At 44.1% G+C, this 22,512-nt stretch carries 14 protein-coding genes; 4 read left to right on the top strand and 10 right to left on the bottom strand.

Translation table 11 applies throughout. The annotated features are described in order from the left end of the window. Positions 1–248: 248 nt before the first annotated feature. The 3 genes from J7529_RS21725 to J7529_RS21715 all read right to left on the bottom strand — a co-directional run bounded on the left by J7529_RS21725 (position 249) and on the right by J7529_RS21715 (position 4,724). Complete coding sequence (locus J7529_RS21725; RefSeq protein ID WP_318730704.1) at positions 249–791, bottom strand: hypothetical protein; 543 nt, start codon at positions 789–791, stop codon at positions 249–251. Positions 792–805: 14 nt separating this feature from the next. Then, complete coding sequence (locus tag J7529_RS21720; RefSeq protein ID WP_318730703.1) at positions 806–3,556, bottom strand: valine--tRNA ligase; 2,751 nt, start codon at positions 3,554–3,556, stop codon at positions 806–808. 163 nt (positions 3,557–3,719) lie between these two features. Beyond that, a complete protein-coding gene (locus J7529_RS21715; protein ID WP_318730702.1) occupies positions 3,720–4,724 on the bottom strand; it encodes a phosphoribulokinase in 1,005 nt (334 codons plus the stop codon). 615 nt (positions 4,725–5,339) lie between these two features. On the opposite strand from J7529_RS21715, the gene petH reads away from it, so the two are divergent. Continuing rightward, positions 5,340–6,509, top strand: coding sequence for a ferredoxin--NADP reductase (gene petH, locus J7529_RS21710; protein WP_318730701.1), 1,170 nt, complete (start codon positions 5,340–5,342; stop codon positions 6,507–6,509). 121 nt (positions 6,510–6,630) lie between these two features. Here petH and J7529_RS21705 read toward each other — a convergent pair whose 3' ends face one another. The 3 genes from J7529_RS21705 to J7529_RS21695 all read right to left on the bottom strand — a co-directional run bounded on the left by J7529_RS21705 (position 6,631) and on the right by J7529_RS21695 (position 8,314). Beyond that, positions 6,631–7,095: a gas vesicle protein K gene (locus J7529_RS21705; RefSeq protein WP_271945447.1), complete on the bottom strand. Its 465-nt coding sequence runs from the start codon at positions 7,093–7,095 to the stop codon at positions 6,631–6,633. A gap of 24 nt (positions 7,096–7,119) precedes the next feature. Continuing rightward, positions 7,120–7,266 carry a hypothetical protein gene (locus J7529_RS21700; RefSeq protein WP_318730700.1) on the bottom strand — a complete coding sequence of 49 codons (147 nt, stop codon included), beginning with the start codon at positions 7,264–7,266 and terminating at the stop codon, positions 7,120–7,122. Positions 7,267–7,327: 61 nt separating this feature from the next. Further along, positions 7,328–8,314: a site-specific DNA-methyltransferase gene (locus J7529_RS21695; RefSeq protein WP_318730699.1), complete on the bottom strand. Its 987-nt coding sequence runs from the start codon at positions 8,312–8,314 to the stop codon at positions 7,328–7,330. Positions 8,315–8,532: 218 nt separating this feature from the next. Between J7529_RS21695 and J7529_RS21690 the strand changes: the two genes are divergently transcribed. Next, entirely contained in the window at positions 8,533–9,096 is a 564-nt protein-coding gene (locus J7529_RS21690; RefSeq protein ID WP_318730698.1) for a retropepsin-like aspartic protease, read from the top strand. Positions 9,097–9,172: 76 nt separating this feature from the next. Here J7529_RS21690 and J7529_RS21685 read toward each other — a convergent pair whose 3' ends face one another. Further along, positions 9,173–9,676 (bottom strand): hypothetical protein, encoded by a 504-nt coding sequence (locus J7529_RS21685; RefSeq protein WP_318699928.1) that lies wholly within the window; start codon positions 9,674–9,676, stop codon positions 9,173–9,175. Positions 9,677–10,100: 424 nt separating this feature from the next. On the opposite strand from J7529_RS21685, the gene J7529_RS21680 reads away from it, so the two are divergent. Both J7529_RS21680 and pheA read left to right on the top strand, forming a co-directional pair. After that, entirely contained in the window at positions 10,101–12,446 is a 2,346-nt protein-coding gene (locus J7529_RS21680; RefSeq protein ID WP_318730697.1) for a CHASE2 domain-containing protein, read from the top strand. 274 nt (positions 12,447–12,720) lie between these two features. After that, positions 12,721–13,644 (top strand): prephenate dehydratase, encoded by a 924-nt coding sequence (gene pheA / locus J7529_RS21675; RefSeq protein WP_318730696.1) that lies wholly within the window; start codon positions 12,721–12,723, stop codon positions 13,642–13,644. Between the two features lie 10 nt (positions 13,645–13,654). Here pheA and J7529_RS21670 read toward each other — a convergent pair whose 3' ends face one another. From J7529_RS21670 to J7529_RS21660, 3 genes are all read right to left on the bottom strand, one after another. Then, positions 13,655–15,193: a helicase C-terminal domain-containing protein gene (locus J7529_RS21670; RefSeq protein WP_318730695.1), complete on the bottom strand. Its 1,539-nt coding sequence runs from the start codon at positions 15,191–15,193 to the stop codon at positions 13,655–13,657. A 95-nt stretch (positions 15,194–15,288) separates the two neighbouring features. Continuing rightward, a complete protein-coding gene (locus J7529_RS21665) occupies positions 15,289–20,487 on the bottom strand; it encodes an AAA family ATPase (RefSeq protein ID WP_318730694.1) in 5,199 nt (1,732 codons plus the stop codon). Positions 20,488–20,554: 67 nt separating this feature from the next. Then, positions 20,555–21,937: an AAA family ATPase gene (locus J7529_RS21660; RefSeq protein ID WP_318730693.1), complete on the bottom strand. Its 1,383-nt coding sequence runs from the start codon at positions 21,935–21,937 to the stop codon at positions 20,555–20,557. Between the last annotated feature and the right edge of the window lie 575 nt (positions 21,938–22,512).

The raw sequence follows: 22,512 nt of genomic DNA, 5'->3' as shown, positions 1-22,512 counted from the left end.
GACTATCTTAATTCGTCGGGGCATTGCTTTGCTTGGACACTCTTCATTTATATCGTAACTTATTCATCGGACTTGATATTACAATAAAAAGTGATGGTTCCATGATTGACATCTATTCCTATAGATAAAATCCCCTCTTTTTGAAAAAAGGTGGGCTTTTTTATCTCATTAATTGCTCGAAAGAGCAATTAATAGAGGTGCCCTTAATTATTATTCATTGTTACTTGCTGAAGATACTAGCGATCGCTTTACTCTCCCTCTTGAAACTGTTGGAGCTTGGTTTCGAGGTCTTGTTTTTCCTCTTGAAGCTGCTTAAGCTGGGTTTCTAGGTATTGCTTTTCCTCTTCTAATTGATTTTTTTCCTTATTCAGTTTTTCTTCAACAATTTGTAATTGGGCATGTCGTGCTTCGACTTCGAGTTTTCCCCGGGCGACTTCCTGACTTTGCAGGGTCAGATCTTGCCGCCATTGTTCAGCCCTCTCCATTTCCCCTTGCAAAAACTCGGGCGTAATTCCTGCACTCAAATACTGTTCAACCAACTTGAGGATCCAATCCTTTGCCTCAGCAATACTAAGAATTTCGCGGTTTTCGGTCACCTCAAGTAACACAAGCTGGTTCTGAGTCCAATTATCGCTCTCGCTATAAGGAATCAGGTCTTCCTCAGCGGCCAGTTTCCAGGTGGTTTCGGACTCCTGAGCTGCTAAAACCTGTAAACCTACTTTGCCTAACAATTGCTCTTTTTGTACCTGGGCTAGATATAACATGGCCGTTGATTGTTCAGTGTAAGTCATGGACGCGATCGCCCTTAATCTGAGAGAGACTTCAGGCGATCTCGCAGGATTTGAGCCTGGATTTGCAATTGCTCTAACGTATCTCTAGCCCCTTGAACGACATCTTGAGGCGCTTTGTTGACAAATCCAGGATTCCCCAAACGAGCTTGGAGAACTTGGCTTTCTTTTTCAATCTTACCCAAATCTTTCTCAACTTTAGCGCGTAGCGCTCCAATATCGACAACTCCAGCGAGGGGAATTAAGACTTGTACGGTTCCGGTTACTCCCACAATGGTTTGCTTCATTGGCTCGTCTAAGGTAGCGCACACTTTTGGGGCTTCGGTTTTGGCGATCATCTGGATCAGGGATGAGCCTTGGGTTAAGATCTCTTGCTCGGTTGAGTTTTCCGTTTGCAGGATGACTCGAATTTGGACACCCGGCTTAATTTCGGCGATCGCCCGTAGGTTCCGAATAGTGCGAATGGTGTCAATCAGTTGGGCAAATTGGGCTTCTAAATCAGCGTCGATCAGCGCTTCATCTGCTTCTGGATACCTTTGTCGGGCTAAGGATGTGCCCTCACTTTGGGTTAGGGTTTGCCAAATTTCTTCGGTGATGTGGGGCATAAAGGGATGCAGAAGCTTTAAGATCCCATCTAGGACTAGGGCTAAGACTTGTTGCGCGACTAACCGGGATGCAGCAGAAGCGGCATCTCCCTCCTTGTCCTTTTGCCATAATCGAGTTTTGACCAGTTCGATATACCAGTCACAGAAGTCATTCCAAATCAGTTCATAGATGCCTTTGGCCGCTTCTCCTAAGCCATACTGGTTGAGATCATTGCGAGTTTGGGCAGCGACTTGATAATAGCGCGACAGTATCCAGCGATCGCTCTCTTCTAAATCCTCAACGGCTGCCACTCCCAAGTCCGCAGGAGTTTTGCCCTCCAAATTCATCATCACAAACCGGGCGGCATTCCACAGCTTATTGGCAAAGTTGCGAGACGCTTGCACGGATGCTGACTCATCAGTTTTGCGATCGTATTCTAAGCGAATATCTTGCCCTGCACCCGCCACTTCCCGAATCAAGGTATAGCGCAGGGCATCTGTTCCATATTTTTCGATGAGCACTAAGGGATCGATACCATTTCCGGCTGTTTTTGACATTTTCTTGCCATTTTCGTCCAGGACCAAACCATGGATATAAACGGTTTGGAAGGGCATTTTTCCGGTGAAATGACCTGCCATCATCGTCATCCGCGCCACCCAGAAGAAAATAATGTCAAAGCCGGTTACTAAAGTCGTAGTGGGATAATAGCGCTTGAAATCGGCAGTTTCCTCCGGCCATCCCATGGTAGAAAAGGGCCAGAGTCCAGAGGAAAACCAGGTATCGAGAACATCGGGATCTTGAACCAGTTGCACGCTTTCCCCATATTCCGTTTTGGCTTGAGCTAAGGCTTCCGCTTCATTCGCCGCTACGATAAAGGGAGTTGCATCGGTAATTTCTCCCTCGGTTTCGCTCACCACATACCAAGCGGGAATTTGATGACCCCACCACAATTGTCGAGAAATACACCAATCTTTCAGTTTCACCAACCAATCCCGATAGACTTTTTCCCAACGCTGAGGGACAAACACCGGCTGATTCTGGTTATCGAGGAACTCTAGCGCTCTATCGGCTAAGGGACGAATATTAACAAACCATTGAGTAGAAATAAGGGGTTCAACAGGGACTTTACCGCGATCGCTATAAGGAACCGTCGTTTTATAATCTTCCACCTTCACCAAACAGCCCTCTGCTTCCAGGCGCTTCACCACCGCCTTCCGCGCTTCAAATCGGTCTAGTCCCTCAAACTCCCCAGCATTCTCATTCAAACTACCATTCTTGTGCATGATATTAATCAGGGGCAGATGATGACGTTTGCCCATTTCAAAATCATTGGGGTCATGAGCTGGCGTTATTTTTACACAACCCGTCCCAAACTCAGCATCCACATATTCATCACCAATCACAGGAATCTCTCGCCCCACCAAAGGCAACCGGAGCGTCTTGCCAATTAAATCTTTATACCGTTCATCCTGGGGATTTACTGCTACTGCCGTATCCCCCAACATCGTTTCCGGACGAGTCGTTGCCACTTCCACAAATCCCTCACCGTCCGTTAGTGGATACCGGAAATACCATAAGTGAGCATCAACTTCTTTCTTCTCCACCTCCACATCAGACACCGCAGACTCAGAAGCGGGACACCAATTTACCATATAGTTGCCCCGATAAATCAAACCTTCCTCATAAAGCTGCTTAAAAGCTGCAATCACCGCCTTCGATAACCCTTCATCCATCGTAAACCGCTCCCGCGACCAATCCACGGAAACCCCCAAGCGGCGCAGTTGATTAACAATCGCGCCTCCGGACTCCTCTTTCCACTGCCATGCCTTTTCTAGAAACGCTTCCCGACCAACATCGTAGCGATTTCTACCTTCACTGGCGAGTTGTTTTTCTAAAATCGTCTGTACGGCAATACTGGCATGATCGGTTCCTGGCAACCATAACGCATTCTCTCCCAGCATCCGATGGTAGCGAACCAATGTATCAATCAAGGCACTTTCAAAGGCATGACCCATATGCAGGCTACCCGTTACATTCGGCGGTGGAATCACCACACAAAACGGATCTCCACCCTCATTCGGATCGGCCTTAAATGTTTCGTTCTCTTCCCAATACCGTTGCCATTTGGCTTCAGCACTCAAGGGATCGTATTGAGTCGGGTTACTAGAAGAAGGTGCGCTCATGAGTTGCAGAATCGATTGAAAATTAGGGAACGGTCAAACAATCCACCGTTTTTGAATTGGAATTGCGAGAGCCAGACCAAAAGACTCTCGCAGCCCCTTTCTGGCTCTAGTTTACAGGAGAACCAACCCTCAAGGTGTTGTCCACAGGTGGTGACATTGCTGTCTAAACACTTGCTGGGACTTTGACTGGTGCTTGGGTTAACTGCTCGTAAATGGCTCGCATTTTCAATCCAGCTAGCACTTGGAACAGTCCTGTACCATTGGTTGAACCTGGATAATCAGGATGTTGCCGTAACAAATGAGTTAATTCCCCATATTCTTGTGTTGAGGTGTTGCTCAAATGACCTTCGATATAGATGAGTTCCTCTAAATTATCAAACTGGCCATCGACTTCCAGGATAGAAACTTCATGGCCATAGTAAGCATCTGGCCCATAATGCATTTTAATGCCGGGATAGGAGCAGGTTAACTTGCGTCCACAGGGAATCCAATCAATGGTTGAGCCTTCGTCAAACAGGTAGACGGGGTCACGACCGGCAACTCCATAGCGTTGAATCATCCGTACCCGTAAAATCTTACGGTCTTTGTCGTCTTGAATCAGTTGGGTTGGCAATACCTGAATCACCACATCTGCATGAGCTTTTTGGGGATCGATATAAGCCATGAAGTCTGGCCGACGAGCATTAATAGCAAAGAGTACATCTTCATAGCGATGGCCTCTCTCTGCCATATCCCGCTGGATTTTCCAGGCAATTTTGACTTCATCACTGATGTCAAGATAAACACTAAAATCCAGGAGTTCCCTTACCCGTTCGTCATACATTGGGTGTAGCCCTTCTAGGACGACAATGGATTTGGGATGGATGGTTTCAGGGGGATCGATTTCCCCAGTAGTATGGTTGTAAATGGGTTTTTCTATGGATTCACCGTTTTTAAGCGCTTTGGCTTGCTCATACATTAAGTCAAAGTTGTTAGCTTTGGGGTTGAGCGCGGTAATCCCAGTTTCTTTACGTTGTTTACGGTCTAAAGAATGGTAATCATCCAGACAGATTACGGTTATGAGATTTTCTCCAAATAAGTCGGTTAAGCGACGTAAGAAGGTTGATTTCCCACAACCGGAGTCTCCGGCTACACCAACTAAAACCACGCGATCCGGTTTACTCGTCATAGATTTCCTCTGTCAATCAATGGGTTCACTAAAGTTAGTTTTGGTTTATCACGAATGGAGTTAAACTAGCGTTGAGGGCAACCCATTAAAACCGCCCTTCATTTAAACCCTGGAGGGCGCTTGCTCCCTAAATAGCAGCCTCACTCTCTCTGGTTGGGAACAACTCAAGTTAGAGTTCAGCTCAGGTTTCCATTTTCAATATTCTGGAGGGAATTCTACCAGAATGGGATCATCCCCACAAGGCAAGTTTAGAGATTTGAGGGTTGTCCTCAATACCTATGCTACGGTGAATGGGGTCTTTAAGAAAACCTAATCCCAATTATTCCCTCTGAAAAGGGGCGCTTTTCGATAAAATAGTGGAATTGTCCCTCGCTTGCCTTGTGTGAGAGAGTGGAGGTGAGACTCCTGATAAAGGGTTTTAGAGTATATAGGGCGATCGCCTCATTGAGTCTGGATTAGGTCTTACTCTTCAACTGTTGCTTGCAGAGTAGGATTGACCAGTGAGAATGGCTCGCTTACCGTACGTCTAGTCGCTTTGTCATCACTCTCGCCCACAGGACTTGGTAATGTTTCGGCAATTGGCCGATGTAAATGGGGAAAGGAGAAAATCAAGGAATGTATAAATCGAGTTTAACGGGTTCAACCAATAGCAACCGTCTGTTTCGGTTTGAAGTGGTTGGTCTTAACCCAGGTAGTACTGGAAATATGAACGGTTCAGTTCGTTACAGTGGTAGCATCTTCATTACTGTGCCTTACAGCCGTATGAATCAGGAAATGAAGCGTATTTCTCGTCTAGGGGGCAAAATTGTCAAGATTGAGCCGCTTAATGGTGAGAATGCCCCATCGAGTACACCTTCAGGATCGAGTTCAGCTCCCCAAGGTAAGGTTCACAAGAAATCTGAAGATCAAAAGATTCCGATCAATATTTACCGCCCTAAAACTCCTTACGTTGGGAAATGTCTCAGTAATGAAAAATTGGTGGCTGAAGGCGGATTAGGGATGGTCCAACATTTGACGTTCGATCTGTCCCAAGGAGACCTGAAATATGTGGAAGGCCAAAGTATTGGTATTATTCCTCCCGGAGATGATGCCAATGGTAAGCCTCATAAATTACGGTTGTATTCGATCGCCTCTACTCGTCATGGAGATGATGAAGAGGATAAGACAGTTTCTCTGTGTGTTAGACAGCTTGAATATAAACAGCCGGAAACGGGAGAAACGGTTTATGGCGTTTGCTCGACTTACCTATGCAATCTTGAAGCCGGTGCAGATGTGGCTATCACTGGACCGGTGGGTAAGGAAATGCTCTTACCGGATGATGAGGAAGCCACGGTTATTATGATGGGAACTGGAACTGGAATTGCTCCTTTCCGTGCTTATCTGTGGCGCATGTTTAAGGAACAGCATGAAGATTATAAGTTCCGGGGATTCGCTTGGTTGTTCTTTGGTATTCCTTATAGTCAAAATATTCTCTATCGGGAAGAGTTGGAGAAAATGCAGCAGGAATTTCCTGATAATTTCCGCCTAACTTATGCTATTAGCCGGGAACAGAAAAATCCCGAAGGCGGTAAAATGTATATTCAAGACCGGATTAAGGAAAATGCAGATGAGCTGTGGGAATTAGTTCAAAAACCGAATACCCATATCTATATGTGCGGTCTCAAAGGTATGGAACCGGGTATTGATGAAGGGATGTCTGTAGCTGCCGGAAAGTTTGGTGTTAACTGGGATGAGTACCGGAAACAACTGAAAAAAGAACATCGTTGGCATGTGGAAACTTACTAAAACTGACTAAGTTTTGCGATCTCTAGAAAGTAGGGGAGTCCTCTAGGGGGTTCCCCTATTTCTATAAGGACTGAGTACGGAATAGCGAGATATGGAGATATGGAGACACGCGGAAAATTCCCTATTCCCTATTCCCTGTCTGATCGTCGATGGGTTTGGAGGTAAGAATTAAGCGGAGTTTGGCATGGATAAGGTTAAGTTGTGCTAGACCAAGATCCACATCGCCTTGAACGACAATGCCGGTATGCAGGAGCCGGTCTAAGAGTTCTAGAATGGAGGTGCGATCGCTATTTTCACCTGGATAATACCCTTGTTTGGGCAATAGGGAGCCAATTTCCCCTAAATCAATGTTTAAGTCCGCCGGATCGATGTCAAAGATTTCGCATAAGTTGATAATCTGTTCTTCTAGACGCTGTAAACTTTCAGCCGCTCGATCTAATTCCTCTTCGCTTAGGCTACCCGAATCCATGCGCCGAATGACTTGAGCTTCCATCAGTTGGCGAATGAGTTCAACAACAGTGAGCAGTAAAGGTGCAAGTCCTGCGTCAGGGGAATGATCGGAAGAGGGAACCAGGGAAGAAGTCATGGAGGATTGAGTCGTACTGAAACCTTAGTTTACCTTACGACCTTTGACCCGTTGATTCCAATACTGCTTCTGGTAGTGTAAATATTGATTATGCCACTCCTGGAAGCGGCGATCGCCATCCCGAACCAACATTTTGCGATAGTCTTCTGAAGAAATATACTTGCTAGTCATAATAGTGAGTTCAGTAACTGACTACTGTTGTAACACTTTTAAGAGTCAAGTTACACTCTTGTCACGGTTCTATCGTACTGTTTACAGGACTTCTTACTTCTTTCTCCGTTCCCTTTCTCTGGCACTTTAAAGTATTTCTCTCCCAAAATACCCCATCTGTATATCCTTGAATCGATGCATCCTGCTCTGCTAATTGAAGTCGCTTTAATGCCCAACAACAATAGTCTTGATTTAATTCAATCCCCGCAAAGTTACGTTTGAGCTTTTTGGCCACCACGGCTGAAGTCCCACTCCCGAGAAATGGATCGAGTACCATATCATTGGGATTTGAACTTGCTAGAATCAGTTTAGCCATCAATTTTTCCGGTTTCTGTGTGGGATGATCGGTGTTTTCAGGCATTGACCAAAAGGGAATGCTAATATCTGTCCAAAGATTGGAAGGATGCGTTAATCTGAAGTGGCCATCCTCTTCTTCACTCCAGTCTTTGGGCTGACCATTTTTATGCCGATAGGGCGCAATCACTTTTCGTTTTTGCTTGACTAAATCTAGGTTAAATGTATACCGATCGGAAACGGTGCAAAACCAAATATCTTCGGTGTTATTCTTCCAATTGGTTTTTGCCCCTCGTCCTTTTTCCCTCTCCCAGGTAATGCGATTGCGAAGATAAAATTCTTGCTCTAGGATAGGGGCAATTAAGATCGAGGTTTTCCAGTCAGAGCAGACATAGAGAGTTGCTGTCGGCTTGAGGATGGGCTTGAGAATCTTAAGGACAGAAGTGAACCAATCTTGATAGTCTCCTTGTTTTTTCTCTTTAAATGAATGACCATGATAGTTTTTGGAAAGATTATAAGGGGGGTCTAGAACTAAAAGATCGACAAAGTTTTTGGGTAGATATTCACCAGCGATAAATAGATCTTGATGAATAACTTTGTCTTTTATCCGATCAATTTCTATCTGACGATCGAGAGAGAGCAAAGACTGACTGAATAGGGATAGCTCTTGCTCCGAGCATGTAAGTGTTCGATTGCGAGGGGCACGATTTTTCACGATCAAAATCTCAAAAAGACGAAGTACATGCAAGTATCTATTATAGGGTAGTGGATGTATGACACTTCTCTGTTCTCTAGAGTATAGCTTGAAGCCTTAGACCCTAAGCAATAAAGGCTATTCCTTATTCCCTATTCCCTCGCGCCAAGCGCTATATGGCAGTGGACAGAAAGGAATGGGTAAACTAGAGAGTAGGTCCGATCAGTCGCTAAAAATTTATGAACAAACATCTATGGAGTAAGAGTTTGGGTATGACGGTTGCCCTGGGGATAGGTTTCATGGTCGGTGGAGCAGAAAGCGCGATCGCCCAAGAAGTGCAAGGATGTTTTATGGTAACCTCGTCTGGACAATCGATTCCCTTAAGTGGCGTGTGTGAGGGGACTTCTGCTCCCCGTTCTCGTCCTGCGACTCCAGGAGTATTTCAAGCCCAAATTAAGCGCCGTTTGGGGGGAATTCCGGTGATTGAGGTGACCTTTAATGATCGCCACTCCTTTGAGATGATTGTGGATACGGGAGCCAGTGGTACTCTAATTACTCAGGAGATGGCGCAGAAACTGCAAATCGAGTCGGTTGATTCTGTCACCAGTACGATCGCAGACGGTTCTAGGGTGACCTTTCCCTTGGGTTATGTGAAGTCGATCGCTGTCCATGGAGCTGTGGTCAGGGATATTCCGGTAGCGATCGCCCCTCGGATGGAGATCGGTTTACTCGGCCATGATTTCTTTGGCAACTACGATGTGCAAATTAAGCAAAATGTGGTTGAATTTCGACCTCGGTCTTAATCAGATGAGGGGATAGGGATCGGGAGACACACAGACGTGGCGACACAGAGATTCCCTATTCCCACTTCCCTAATCCCTATTCATGTTCCATCCAACGCAAATCGAGATCGTCCTCGTGCAGATGTTGCATGGGGAACCAAGGGGTATCGATTTGTTCTAACAGCCAACCTTCCCAGTCAGAGAGGCGATATTTAAGAACCGTGGGATCGGGACGGACTTCAAGCTTCTGTTTCCATCCTTCATGAATTTCCGTATGCCAGTCCACCGTTAACAGTCGGATTTTAAGCTGTTTAATCGTGGTCATGATTTCCGAAAATCCATAGGTTTCGGCGGTATTTTCTACTCCTTCTCCCTGTCCACTGGCAGTTCCCCATTCGTTGATCAAGGCAACCAGTTGTCCGATAGAGCCAGGTTCCCGGAAAACGGCAATAAAGGTATAACGAGTGATGGAGTGGTCTTGTTTCTTGATTCTAAAGAGTTTGATTAAATGGGGGCGGTAGTCAAACAAGAGCCGGATAATAACATTAACCCCCATGGTTGAACCGGCTGCACTCGCTGGAATCACTCTAATTGCGGTCACGTTTCCCTCCTAAGATTTAGTTTAATAAGTGAGTTGTTTAAGTTGACTTAGCTATCGATTGGTCTAAAGATGAGGTTTGGGGAAACCTCTATATCCGTCTGTATCCGGTTTGTACACAAGGGTCTCTAGAGGAGCTAATCCCACCAGAGCTGAATGCAAACATGATTCTAACTTTAGCTGCACCAACTTGCAATCAATCGTTGTTGGCTCTAGAAGGCGATAAATATACCGCATACGGACATAAACAGTCATCATCGCTAGCGCGATAGTGCTACAGATCGCTGGTGCGATCGCCACTGAATTATCTTGCCTTAATTGTAAATTTTTGTAAAGTTTGCATAAAATTATGCCTTCAAATCTGAGAACCCTATAGAGGGGATCTGTGTATGCCCCTTTAATTTCCTGTAATTTAGGACAAGGAAAGGTGAGATCAGACAGTCCGGAGGTAACAGACGTGGCGAAACTGGTGGTTTTAGAACTTGAAGGCAGTTTGAGTGAGGACGGCTTTCGAGTGCGGCTACAAATGGGGGAAGAAGGAAAACGCCCCGATCTAGACATATCAGGATACTTACCGTCTGAACCCGATCTAGCGCAGTTGGTACAAAGCCATTGGATAGACAAGTACCGCCCTTTAGGACTCCTCAATACAAGGGGGTTAAAGCCAAAAGCTATCAAATACGATGGAGTGATCAGTCCGCTGAAAGCCTGTGAAGAATCAGGTACTCAAGTGTGCGATCGCCTGAATCAATGGCTCTGCTCCCCTGATTTCCGGGACATCGACCTTCAGATCCGAGAGGAACTCAACTATAGCGATCCCATTCGCTTTATTCTGCGCACCACATGCAATGATTTGCAAAAGCTGCCTTGGCACAGTTGGAATCTCTTCTCCAGATACAAGAGTGCAGAAATCTCTTTCAGCGATCCTGAGTTTAGACGATCCGATCCCCTGAACTCCACTCCACCGGGAAAAGTCAGAATTTTAGCTATTTTAGGACATAGAGAAGGCATTGACACCGAAAAAGACTGCCAAATCCTCAACTCACTTCCCCACGCAGATGTCAGCTTTCTTATCGAACCGAAACGATCCGAAATCAACGACCAATTATGGGAACAACCCTGGGATATCCTCTTCTTTGCTGGACACAGTGAAACCGATGGCGAAACGGGCAAAATTTATATTAACCCCAACCAATATTTAACCGTCGATCAAATCTGGTTTGGTCTACGAAAATCCGTCGCACAAGGCTTAAAACTTGCCATTTTCAACTCCTGTGATGGCTTAGGGTTAGCCCGCAGATTGGATGATGTACAGATTCCCCAAATGATTGTCATGCGCGACTATGTTCCCGATCAAGTCGCCCAGAAATTCCTCAAGTCATTTTTGCTTAATTTTTCCCAAGGATACTCGTTTGAAGTTGCAGTCCGACAAGCCAGAGAAAAGCTACAAGGACTAGAAGATCAAATTCCTTGCGCAACTTGGTTACCCGTCATTTGGCAGCATCCTGACTACATCTCCCCCACCTGGGATGATTTAGTCGGACGAGCACTTCCCTCTTCTTTGTCTTGGCAAAAAGCCTTAAAAATTACCCTATGCCTCTCCATAGCAGTAACTACCCTGGTGATGGGCGTACGGTCTTCGGGCTTTTTGGAACCGATGGAACTGAGAGCATTCGATCAATTAATGCGATCGCGCCCTGTAGAACAACCCGATCCTCGTCTTCTCATCGTGGGAGTTACTGAAGAGGATATAGAATTATACGATCATCCTTTACCCGATCGCACGTTAGCAGAGATTATAGATAAGCTAGACGCTCATCAACCGGCAGCGATCGGCTTAAATATTTATCGAGATAAACCCGTTCCAGCCAACTCTGCCGATCAAACCATGAATCAGCATTTTCGACAGAATAAAAAATTAGTGAGTATATGCAAATTTGAGTACAATAACGATCCGAATACCAGTATTGAACCGCCCGATCATAGTCCACAAAAGCAAGTAGGATTTGTTAATTTATGGACCGATCAACACAATCCATATGCTTCAGGGATGATCCGCCGATATACGTTGTCTCAAACGGATCATATGATCCCTCCTTTCTATCACTGTAAAACTCCTTATTCCTTAGCTTTTCAATTGGCTTGGAAATATCTGAGTTCTAATGGAGTAGTTGTTCAAGCTAATTCACAAGAAGATTGGCAATTCGGTCAAAAAGTTTTTACGAGTCTAAAGCGGGGTCGTCCTGGATATTACCAATCCGATTTACCGAGTGAACAAATCCTAATTAATTATCGCTCAACACCCACTCGTGAAATTGCTCAACGAATTAGTGCAGACGATGTTCTAAACAACAATTTTAAACCCAGTTGGATTAAAGATAAAATTATTTTAATTGGTATGACGGCTGAAAGTGTTCGCGATCCTCAACATACACCACTAGGCATTATGCGAGGATTAGACATTCATGCTCATGTAACAAGCCAAATTATTAGTTCTGTTCTGGATGATCGACCTTTATTTTGGTCACTGACCTGGTGGCAAGATGCTTTTTTTGTTTGGATTTGGTCAATGGTAGGAGCGATAACGACATTGTATTTTCAGAAATATCCTTGGCGATTAGGTTTGGGTACTGCCTTCTTATGTATTTTAGTCTACTACTTATCGTTTGGGATATTTTTGCAAGGAGGTTTAATGGCTCTTATTCCCTCAATATTAGCGTTGTTAACCACTGCACTGTGTACAAGATTCTATCAATATTGGCGGAAGTCATGAGTCATTATTCAAATTTAAAAGTTAGCTCATTAAACCGGTTAGACGATCTATGAATTAAAGCAAGGATTACTTAATAATTAAGTTTGATACAAGAACTCTTAAAGTCTTCGACCAGCATGACTTTAGAAACTGACTCTACATACTACATATGGCCTTAACGCGTAAGTCTTGACTCCTTAAAAATGGATCTGGGTTGGGTGCAAATTTCCTCAACTTGTTACCAATGCTCATTCCCCGTAAGCTATAGTGGCAAAAAGTCTAACAAGGAGAGAGGATGGTTGTTATTGCTTATCTAGGGCCACGAGGGACGTATTCTGAGATCGCAGCGATCGCCTGTAGTCAGCAGCTTAAAGCTCAGGGTTATGACAGTGAATTACGTCCCTATCCCAGTATTGCCCAAACTTTACAGGCTGTAGCCAAACAGGAAGCCCATTTGGCGATCGCCCCGGTTGAAAATTCTATTGAAGGCAATGTTCCTATGACCCTCGATAGTTTATGGCAATTACAGGGTTTAGACATCCAACAGGCCTATGTCTTACCCATCACCCATGGACTGCTCTCTCACAGGGGTGAATTATCAGCCATTAAAACCGTCTATTCCCATCCTCAAGCCTTAGCACAATGTCAAGAGTGGTTAGAGCAACATTTACCAGGAGTTGAATTAATTCCTACGAACTCCACCACAGAGTCCATTCAGTATCTTCAACCCGATCGACCGATCGCAGCAATCTCCTCCCAAAGAGCGGCAAAACTCTATAAAGTCCCAGTATTAGCCTATCCGATTAACGATCGCCCGGATAACTGTACTCGGTTTTGGGTCGTGAGTTCTACAGATACTGATATAAGACTAAATGCTTCTTCGCGATCCAAAACCCATACCTCAATCGCTTTTAGCTTACCCAATATTCCAGGAGTGTTGGTCAAACCCCTGGAAGTATTTGCCCATCAAGGGATTAACTTAAGCCGTATTGAATCTCGTCCCACCAAGCAATCGCTGTTTGAATATTTGTTCTTTATTGATATTGAAGTTGATGCGAGAGAACCCAGCATCCAAAAGACACTTCAACAATTAGAAGAGTACACAGAAGTATTAAAGATTTTCGGAAGCTATACCGTCACGAATATTTCGGACAATTCAAAATTACCAATAGGCGAAAACTGTTCCCTGTTCCCTAAACTCCACAGATCGCTTTTTTAGTCAACGTTATTTATGCTTCTTGATCCCAAATTTGTCTCACCCAACTGGGGTCGCGGTAATTAATGCGAGCCATGGGTTCGAGGGAGGCGAGGATGGTTTGACCATAGCTGCGATGGAGAACACGGGTATCTAATAACGCTACAACTCCCGGACGCATAGGGGCGATCGCCCGTTTTAGGTTTTGGATTGCCGTCGGTAGTAGGTATTCCCGAAACCAGTCTAAGCGCCGTTGTTTATAATAGGCCACTCGTCCAGCCACTAGGGGATGCTCTAAAGAGGGGATGGGTAAGGCAACAATAATGAGTAAACCGGGTGCGGGTAACAGGCTTTGATGCGATCGCCAAAATTCCCATCCACACACTAAAATTCCATGGGGTTCTAATGAGGTTTTTTCAACTTGTACTTTGGAGCCAAATTCACCGGCTAATGTGGCTGCAATTTGCGCTTTTAGGGGGACATCGGTGACTAAAATAACGGTTAAGTTGCCTTGATTTCCCCGGACACTGAGTAATCCTTGAATTTCTGGCAACACCTGAGTTTGAAATTGGGGTGTATTGGGGAGGGGAAGGCGATCGGGTAAATAAAGATGGATTAAGTCTTGGTTACTCGAAGCATTAAATTGAAGGCAAGTAATATCTTCGAGTCCCATTTGGGTACAATAGCGACTTGCATTGGCTTGTTGATCGAGGGTTTCACCAATTAAAACGACCGGTTGATCGGCCCAGATAGGGCTGAGGATCGGGGCGATATCTACAGGGCCAGACCAGAGGGTAAATTGACCGGTGGAACGATGGATATCGGCCCACATCAGACGATCTGAGGTGAATGGGGGGAGCGTGAACTGTTGCCAGGGAGAGGGTAGGATAAGCTGATATTCGTCAAAGTAATGGAAGAGATTGGCGATCGCCCCTCGATCCTCCTCAGTTAATAAACAGCATTCGTAGGGGTTGGGAGGATGCTGGAAAATGGATTTGGTGAGCTTAACTTGGATATCCCGAATCAGATCCCGGTGTTGGGGACAGGCTAACATTAGCTCCGTCCAGTCTTTGGGGGTTAAACATTGATTGATCTGTTGCCTAGTCCAGTTGTCTAGATCGTCTACACCATCGATGAGAGTGGGAATATTGAAGGGGAAGTGCTCTCCTCGGTTCTCTGGATGGAGGCGATCGCCTAAAAAGTGTTCTGGGGTTGTGAGTAGAATACCAGAAAAATCAGCATTGGGCCAGCGATCGGACACTACCACTGACTTCACGGAACTGAGGGCCAACATCTCCTGTAATTGGGGAATTTCCACCATCTGCAACTGCTGCAAAATTTCCTCCGGCCCCACCCAAATAGCAGGTCCCGGCCACATGAGCAACGGAACCAAATAACTCACCCGATAGGGTTGTCCTTGATAAAGGGGGCGACCCGTTTGAATTAAAGCACTGCGTCCCAAACGCATGGCCCGCGCAACTAACCGGGCCATCGTTAACTGATGGGGCCAGGACGGTGACGCAGACAAGCGCAGAAACGCTCGCAGTTGCTGATGGACTTCCACCTCAATCACAGGTTTACCTTCGTGTCTCACTGTGGTCAGGCTAGGCTAACCTCTTCTTATTCTGACACTTACTGCCAAACCTGCACGCCATTAAGGTTTGATCCCTACTCTTGTGCTTGCCAATAGCTCAAATTTTGTTGATATTCCTGGATTTTCTGTTGTGCTTTAGTGTATGCGGGATGCTCTTCAGGAACGGCTTGCATTAGGGCGATCGCTTCTTGCCATGCCTGTACCACTTGGGAAGGGTCAGATTTCACTTGAGCTAACTGAGCTGCTTTTTCAGCTTGCTGAACAGCTAAATACCAGCGATCGGGTTCAGGACTTGGCGAAACCACAGGAGAAGGTGTGGGTTGACTAACAAAAGAAGGAGGAGTTGGTTCAGGCCGCTCAGATATCTCAGGTGTAGGCACATTCAACGTAGCCACTGGAGGCGGACTTGCTATTTCTAACGGTAAAGGTTCAATCCCATCACAAATCTTGCTATTCTCATCAGACACATTCGGATTATGGCTCAAATAATCCCGTATCCAATCACATCCTTGACGAAGCAAAAAATCAGGTTTTTTGAGTGGTTCTAAATCCCAGCGCACCGCCGTTTTATCTGCACTTGCCGAAACTAAATATCGACCATCTGAACTAAAATCAATATCCTTCACCCAGTTAGTATGTAGAGATAAAGTAGTCACCAAATAAGTCTTATCTGGATCTGTAACATTCCAAAGCTTAATTGTACTATCATCACTAGCTGAAGCTAACAGAGTCCCATCCGGAGAAAACTTAACCCGATTCACCCAGTTAGTATGACCCTGCTTTGTCTTGTCTAACGTAGCGATCAACGTTCCATCAGATTTCCAAAGTTTAATCGTATGATCCGTACTGCTAGTAGCAATCAGGTCTTTCTTGGGATGAAAATTCATACCGATAACCCAACCTTTATGATCTTCTAATGTAGTCAGAAGATTTCCATCTAAATCCCATAGTTTAGCTTGATTATCTTGTCCTCCTGAACCCAGCATTTCACCATCAGGATGAAATGCAACTATTCTGATTGGATGCTCATGAGCATCCTGAATATCCTTAATCAAATCTCCCTTAGTATTCCAAATTTTGATACTCTTATCATCACCTGCTGTCACTAGAATTTCTTCCGTTTCTTGCTTGGGGCTAAATGCCACATTAGCGATCACCTGTGTATGCCCTTCGAGGGTAGTTAATACCCTACCTAAATTATCTACAATATCAACCGTCTTTTTATCTCTAGCCGCAGCAATCTTGCGACCGTCAGGACTTACTGAGACTTGATAATATTTAGTATCCTCATCATTAACAATTTCCTGTACTCGCTTACTGTCAAAAGTAAAACGTTTAATCGTTCCATCGCTGCTTGCAGTTATAATAGATTTTTGATCGGCACTAAATTTTACTGTTTCAACGATGTTCTTATGTCCTAGTAAAATCATTTCTCGCCAAGGAGTGTTTACTTGCCAGACTTTCACCTGATTATTTCCACTGCCGATTGCAAGAGTCAGAGCATTAGTAAGTTCGTCTTCTAAATTAGGTCTAAATTGTAAACTATAAATAACCGTACTTTCTGCGGGAACTGTTCTCAGTATACTTCCATCAGAAACTTGCCATAACTTTACAGTTTCATCAGCACTACCACTAGCTAATATTTTACCATCTGGACTAAAAGATAAACACCAAACATTTGAATCATGACCTACCATTTCTTCCTGCATTTTGCCATCTATTGTCCAAATCTTGATTGAGCGATCTATGCTACCACTAGCTATTGTTTTTCCATCGGGGCTAAAAGCAAGTGCTAAAACTTCTTTTTTATGTCTATCTTTTTCATTAAAATTTCCAATCGGAGTTCCATCTTGTTTCCAGAGTTTGATCTCTCCAAACTGTTCATCTCCAGAAGCAGAAGCTATTAATTGACCATCAGGACTAAAGATAATATCTCTAATTATTTCTTCTGAAGCTCTAATAGATATTAATAATATTCCATCACTGTTCCATAATTGAATCATGCCCTGATTATTTCCCGAAGCAAAAGTATCTCCTTGAGGATGAAATGCTAAGGCTCTAATGATTGTGTCTTCATCATCTTTACCAGATGATGAAATTGATTTGATAAATTTACCTGTTGACGACCAGATTTTAATGACTCCATTACTACCACCTGTCACAATTCTATCTTTACTGAGCGCAACTGCGTAAATCACTTCTTCATGAAGTAATTTTTGATTATAGTCTGTAAGCGTTGAATTATCTACAGTCGATAGCTGTACTACTCCATCTGTACTTGCTGTTACTAGCATTTGACCATCGGGACTAAAGGACAAATCTGAAATCCAAGATTCATGCCCTGCAATCCGATTTGTTTCTTTAATTCCATAATTGACTTTCAAAAAAGCTGATTCCATTTTTTGCTTTGTCTCTCTAGAGATAAAAAACTGGTAAAATAAATTTTTTTCAATTTTTTTCCACCCTTTGATTCCCTGAATCATGGCTTCTAGATCTTGATTGGAGTTTAACAGAGAGGTAGAGGCAAGGCTAATACCTTCAATTTCACGATTCAAGGCTTGGCGAAGAAAAAATAATGAACCTGCTGTTGTTACCATTAATACAATAAGGGCAACTATAGATATAGGAAATGCTCGGCGAATAAATCGATTTAATTTCGCTTCAGCTAGCTTTTTCTCTTCTTGAATTTGCTTGATTTTATTTCTTGTACGAAGGGTTTCGCGTTGGCGAATGTAAGGAACTAAGTAGTCATGAACGAGCTGATAGCGTTGTGGATCGGCAGGAACTAATAGAACCAAGCCAGATAAGGATAAAATTTCTAGAACGAGGGTAAGTTGCCGATCATCTTTTTCTGTCCAGTTGGGTTGAGTTTCTTTGAGGGAAGCTTCTAGCTCTGTTCTCAGTTTTAGGGGGCGAGTATTTTTATCATCTGTGAGCAAGTATAAAACAAATTCTGCCATTTGTTGATTGCCTTGTCCGCAATCTTCAATCACATCTTGCAGATGTTTTTGTACCAGATGATCTTTACTGACTTGTTGATATTGAGCTAACGTCGTGATCTGATCGTTTTGCAGTTGTGCCCCAACAATTTGTAGCTCAATGGGGCGCAGTTGTCCAATGTCATTGGTTAATTCATTGACAATTTCTGTAATTAAGGGTTCGGGGAGCTTAAATTGGGAATGTTCAGTTAAATTTTCGATGACTTGCTGGGCAGTTTCTTGGGAAAAGTTGCCTAAACCATAGAGGCTATGTTTGCTTAATGTATCATTGCCGATCGCGGCAAAATCTTCGATGTCGTTACAGATGAGCAGTTTGTGAATATAATCTGCTCTGAGGGATAAAATAACCTTGACATAAGGGACATTCAGTGCATGTCCTAAAAACTGGAGGAATTGTGCTTGTTGACCTATTTCTGGACAGCCAAAAAAGAACTCTTCAAATTGATCGAAAATCAAGATAGTGAGTAAGTTTCGCCGATCGTTAGCCGCTAACTGTGCGATCAATTCTTCTGCGGAATTGGGGACATGGGGAAGTTGAATGGCATGTTTGGATAAAGCTTGGGCAAAGCCAGTAAACACTTGGGCAAAAGCCTGATTACAATTATTATATTTATCCAAGTAAACCGTAAGAATATCTCTGTAACCACTGATTCTTCCTTCTAAAGCCGGTAACAACCCGGCTTGAATTAAGGAGCTTTTGCCAACCCCCGATTCTCCGTGAATCACAATTAATTTATGTTGGGTATCTCGTACCCGTTTGAGTAATGCCTTAATATCGGGTTCTCGTCCAGAAGCAGTGATTTCTTGAGCCATTGGCTGATCATGTCCCCTGGGACGCAATAGGGGGCGAATGTGTCGTTGTGGTTGCACTCTTCCTGGACCAACAAAGGCAATAAATCGGAATTGTTGCTCGACGGAACGCTGAAATTGTTTAGTATTAAAGGCTTCTAGATATTGCTGTTCTTGCCAATAGATCGATCGCAACTCTTCCAAACCCTCTAGGTAAAGCTGGGGATCGGGTTCTGGATTGCTTGCTTTCATCCGCTCTAAGGTGGCGATCGCCGGTTGCATCTCTCCCAAAGCGCGGAAACTGCGTCCGAGCAACAACAAGGGTAACCCCTCATAGAAGGGTTTGTCCTCTGGAGCGCGATCAAGGATTTCCAGTGCGTTCTGAGCCAAACTTTGCGCTTCAGAAGCTAACCCCTCCTGTAACTTCAGAGCTGCTAATAAACTGCGATCGCGAGCTTCTTGAATAGGTGTCTGCTTACGCTGATGCAGTTTCAGGGACCGATCGACCACTTGACGCAAGTCCTCCCACTCCCCCAACCTCCATAAAATTTCCCCCAGTTGACCAATAAACTTAGCGATTAAATCCAGTCGTTGTCCTTCCTCAAATTTTTTAATACAGTGTTGAAATGATAACCGTGCTTCCTGCCAATAATGCTGACGTTGAACTCGATGTAGATCCGCTTGCCGACCATGGCATAAGCCTAAATGAAATAAGACCGCTCCCGCACAGATGGGGCGATCGTGATGTTGCCAAAATTGCAAACTTTTCTGATGCAGGGCGATCGCTTCATCAATCTGACTCTTCACATAAGCATCTCGACCTTGAGCGAAATTTAAGCCAGCCTCAATCTCTTCTGGCAAGTTCAGTTGATGATGACGAACATAATTGAGCGCCGACTTTAGCTCCCCTCGATAATAGGGGCCAAAAATCTCCTCATTCGATAAAAAAACATCTCCTCCAGCTTCAACCACTTGATTAAATAAACGCTCAATCCGCAGATTAAGTTGATCGAGCAATTCTGAAGAATCTGCGATCGTAAACACGGTATACGTTGCCCAACTCTCAAAATCTGGAGCCAAGCGAATAAACTGCTTCACCAAGCTATCATTAACCCATACGATCATCGGGAATAGACAGTTTTTTTGAAACTCTTCCCGGATCTGATTCATGCCCGCCAGTAATTTTTCTGGATTTTCAGTTAACTCTAAACCAAACACCATGACCGCCAACGGTGGATCGGCAAGTACTTTTTCTTTCAGCACAGCAAATAACTGAGTGGTTTCCGGTTCAATCTTTAGATCGCGAATGGGAACCGAAGAACGCTGATGTAATTGCTGTACCACGACTTCCTGTAAAGACTGATAATTACAGTGAGCCAAAATTAGTGTGAATTTACCTTGAGAAGCTTCGATTTCCCAAGCTAACTCTTCTATCGATTTTTGATTATTTTTAAAAGCCTCTGGAGTACCTTGAGAGATAGTCATAGCAGGATTCCTGATTTACCAATTTAAAATAAGTCCCTCTCTTGTGGGAGAGGGATTGAGGGCATCATCACGATTGGGCAATAATGGGATTAATATCAAACCAATAGCCTTTGGTATCGCGATATTCATACACAAACTGCGAGCGAATTAACTTTTGATACGCTTCAGTACCAGCAACTCGCTTGGTTTTTGCCACTTGATCGAGTAATTCCCACTCGCGATCGTCGATCGCTAAAACTCTTTGATGGCGATATTGGGATAGGGTTCGTTCAAAATGATCTTGCTGGAGCGGTAGCTGCTTCGTGCGCTTCAAGGTATCGTGAAATAAGCGTAAAAAATTCCGCACATGACCACCACTCATCTCACAGAGGCGATCGCAGGTTTCCGCCCGATCGAAAATTTCTGTCATTTTTGGCGATCGCTCCCCTTCCGGTAGTTCTGGGAAAATTCGTGCTAAAATCAGCTTTTTTAGCAAGCTCATCCCTTCCTCGCACCGACTCCCATCTCGATGTTTAATCGGAATCATGGGTAACACCTGTACCTCATTCATAAACCGTTGTGTCAAGGTACTATACTCATTAGAAAACCGTAGCGCTAAGGGCATTGTATACACCACATGACAGTTTAATGCCCGCAATTGCTCGCCGCGATCTACGAATAAATACTCTTGTTGTTGTATATCCCAATCCTTATTCGCACTCGTGACGCGATCGAGATTATCCACAATTACCACTAAACCTGCTTTTCCTAACTCCTGCAATTGAACTTGTGCAGGTGCAAATAACTCCTGATTAATCACCTCTAATAATCGATTGGTTCGCGGCTCCAAATAGCCTCGCAACTTAGACCGTAATTCTGGACTTGCCTTCGTTTTATCCGTAATGACTCCAATTCCCAGTTTTAACTGGGCAATACCCGGTAACCCATATTCCGCCTCCATTTTCCCTTCACTACTTGCCGATATTTTCCCGCCCAAGGCCTCAACTGTTCCAGATACTTCGATTTCTGTTTGTAACAATTGAGCCGCTCCCTGAAGTAACTGTTTAAACCCTCTGGGTTCCGGAATATTTACAGCCTGTAGAGTTTCTAAACTCTCACTCACACGCTGAGTGATACAGAGCAAAATATCTCCAACATCCACATCCCCCATTTCTAAATCTGCACTGGATTCAAAATAGACAACATGGTAATTTTCTTGCTCTAATTCTAATTTTAGCTTCAATAACTCGGTTGATTTTCCACTACCAATATGACCGGTAAATAATTGACAAGTGGGCCGATCGGAATACCACACTGTAATATGATCCTTGAGTTCTTGAATCACTTCCCCGCCTCGGACTGAGGAAAAATCGATGTAATATTTTTTGTCCTTTTCTGTATCCTCTGCACGAGTAAATAGGGTATAACTTGGATCGGTAGCATTAAAATATTGTTTGATTTTTGGGTTCATAGCTGTTCTCCTGATGTGATTGCAACTGACAACCTTGGCTCGCCAGATCGTAATTCACCCCATGCACCTCTCAGCTCAGTGTAAACCCTTATGCTTCTTGTTGTCGCACAATATTACAAAAAATTCATGTTATTCCTTAGCGAAATTGGCACACTGCCTCGACTCTAGATTTCTGAGGAACCAACATGCCCAACCCTGTCAGTCCACGGAGTTTGCTGGTTTCTCTCCGATGAGAACCATCCTCTCGTAAGTGGTATAAAGAAAGTACTTAATCTTCCCAAAAGCTTGATAGCTCTCTAGTTTGCTCAGGCTGCCATTGGTAAAAATAATTTCAATAGCATTGTCCAGATCTATAGCAGAGAAAGAGTCGGTTAGGACTGCGGTTCAATACTGAAACCTAGCGACCATTCCCTATTCCCTAGCGCGCAGCACTATAAAAAAACAAAAAAAACGCCCCCCTTGCGGAGAGCGTTTTTTTAGATTAAATCAGTTGATTAAAAACTGGAATTAACCGTTGATAGCAGGAGCAGTTAAAGCTACAGGAGCTTCTTCTCCAGCCGCCAAGTCTAAGGGGA

It is taken from the genome of Roseofilum sp. Guam (assembly GCF_017746735.1).
In the GTDB taxonomy this organism is placed as follows: Bacteria; Cyanobacteriota; Cyanobacteriia; order Cyanobacteriales; family Desertifilaceae; genus Roseofilum; species Roseofilum reptotaenium.
The sequence above is the reverse complement of the archived record's forward strand: the minus strand, read 5'-3'. Positions and strand labels throughout refer to the sequence as shown.

Excerpts from the sequence above, each read along its gene's own strand:
- J7529_RS21725 (WP_318730704.1), bottom strand. The coding sequence starts at position 791 with ATGACTTACACTGAACAATCAACGGCCATGTTATATCTAGCCCAGGTA.
- J7529_RS21720 (WP_318730703.1), bottom strand. The coding sequence starts at position 3,556 with ATGAGCGCACCTTCTTCTAGTAACCCGACTCAATACGATCCCTTGAGT.
- J7529_RS21715 (WP_318730702.1), bottom strand. The coding sequence starts at position 4,724 with ATGACGAGTAAACCGGATCGCGTGGTTTTAGTTGGTGTAGCCGGAGAC.
- petH (WP_318730701.1), top strand. The coding sequence starts at position 5,340 with ATGTATAAATCGAGTTTAACGGGTTCAACCAATAGCAACCGTCTGTTT.
- J7529_RS21705 (WP_271945447.1), bottom strand. The coding sequence starts at position 7,095 with ATGACTTCTTCCCTGGTTCCCTCTTCCGATCATTCCCCTGACGCAGGA.
- J7529_RS21700 (WP_318730700.1), bottom strand. The coding sequence starts at position 7,266 with ATGACTAGCAAGTATATTTCTTCAGAAGACTATCGCAAAATGTTGGTT.
- J7529_RS21690 (WP_318730698.1), top strand. The coding sequence starts at position 8,533 with ATGAACAAACATCTATGGAGTAAGAGTTTGGGTATGACGGTTGCCCTG.
- pheA (WP_318730696.1), top strand. The coding sequence starts at position 12,721 with ATGGTTGTTATTGCTTATCTAGGGCCACGAGGGACGTATTCTGAGATC.
- J7529_RS21665 (WP_318730694.1), bottom strand. The coding sequence starts at position 20,487 with ATGACTATCTCTCAAGGTACTCCAGAGGCTTTTAAAAATAATCAAAAA.
- J7529_RS21660 (WP_318730693.1), bottom strand. The coding sequence starts at position 21,937 with ATGAACCCAAAAATCAAACAATATTTTAATGCTACCGATCCAAGTTAT.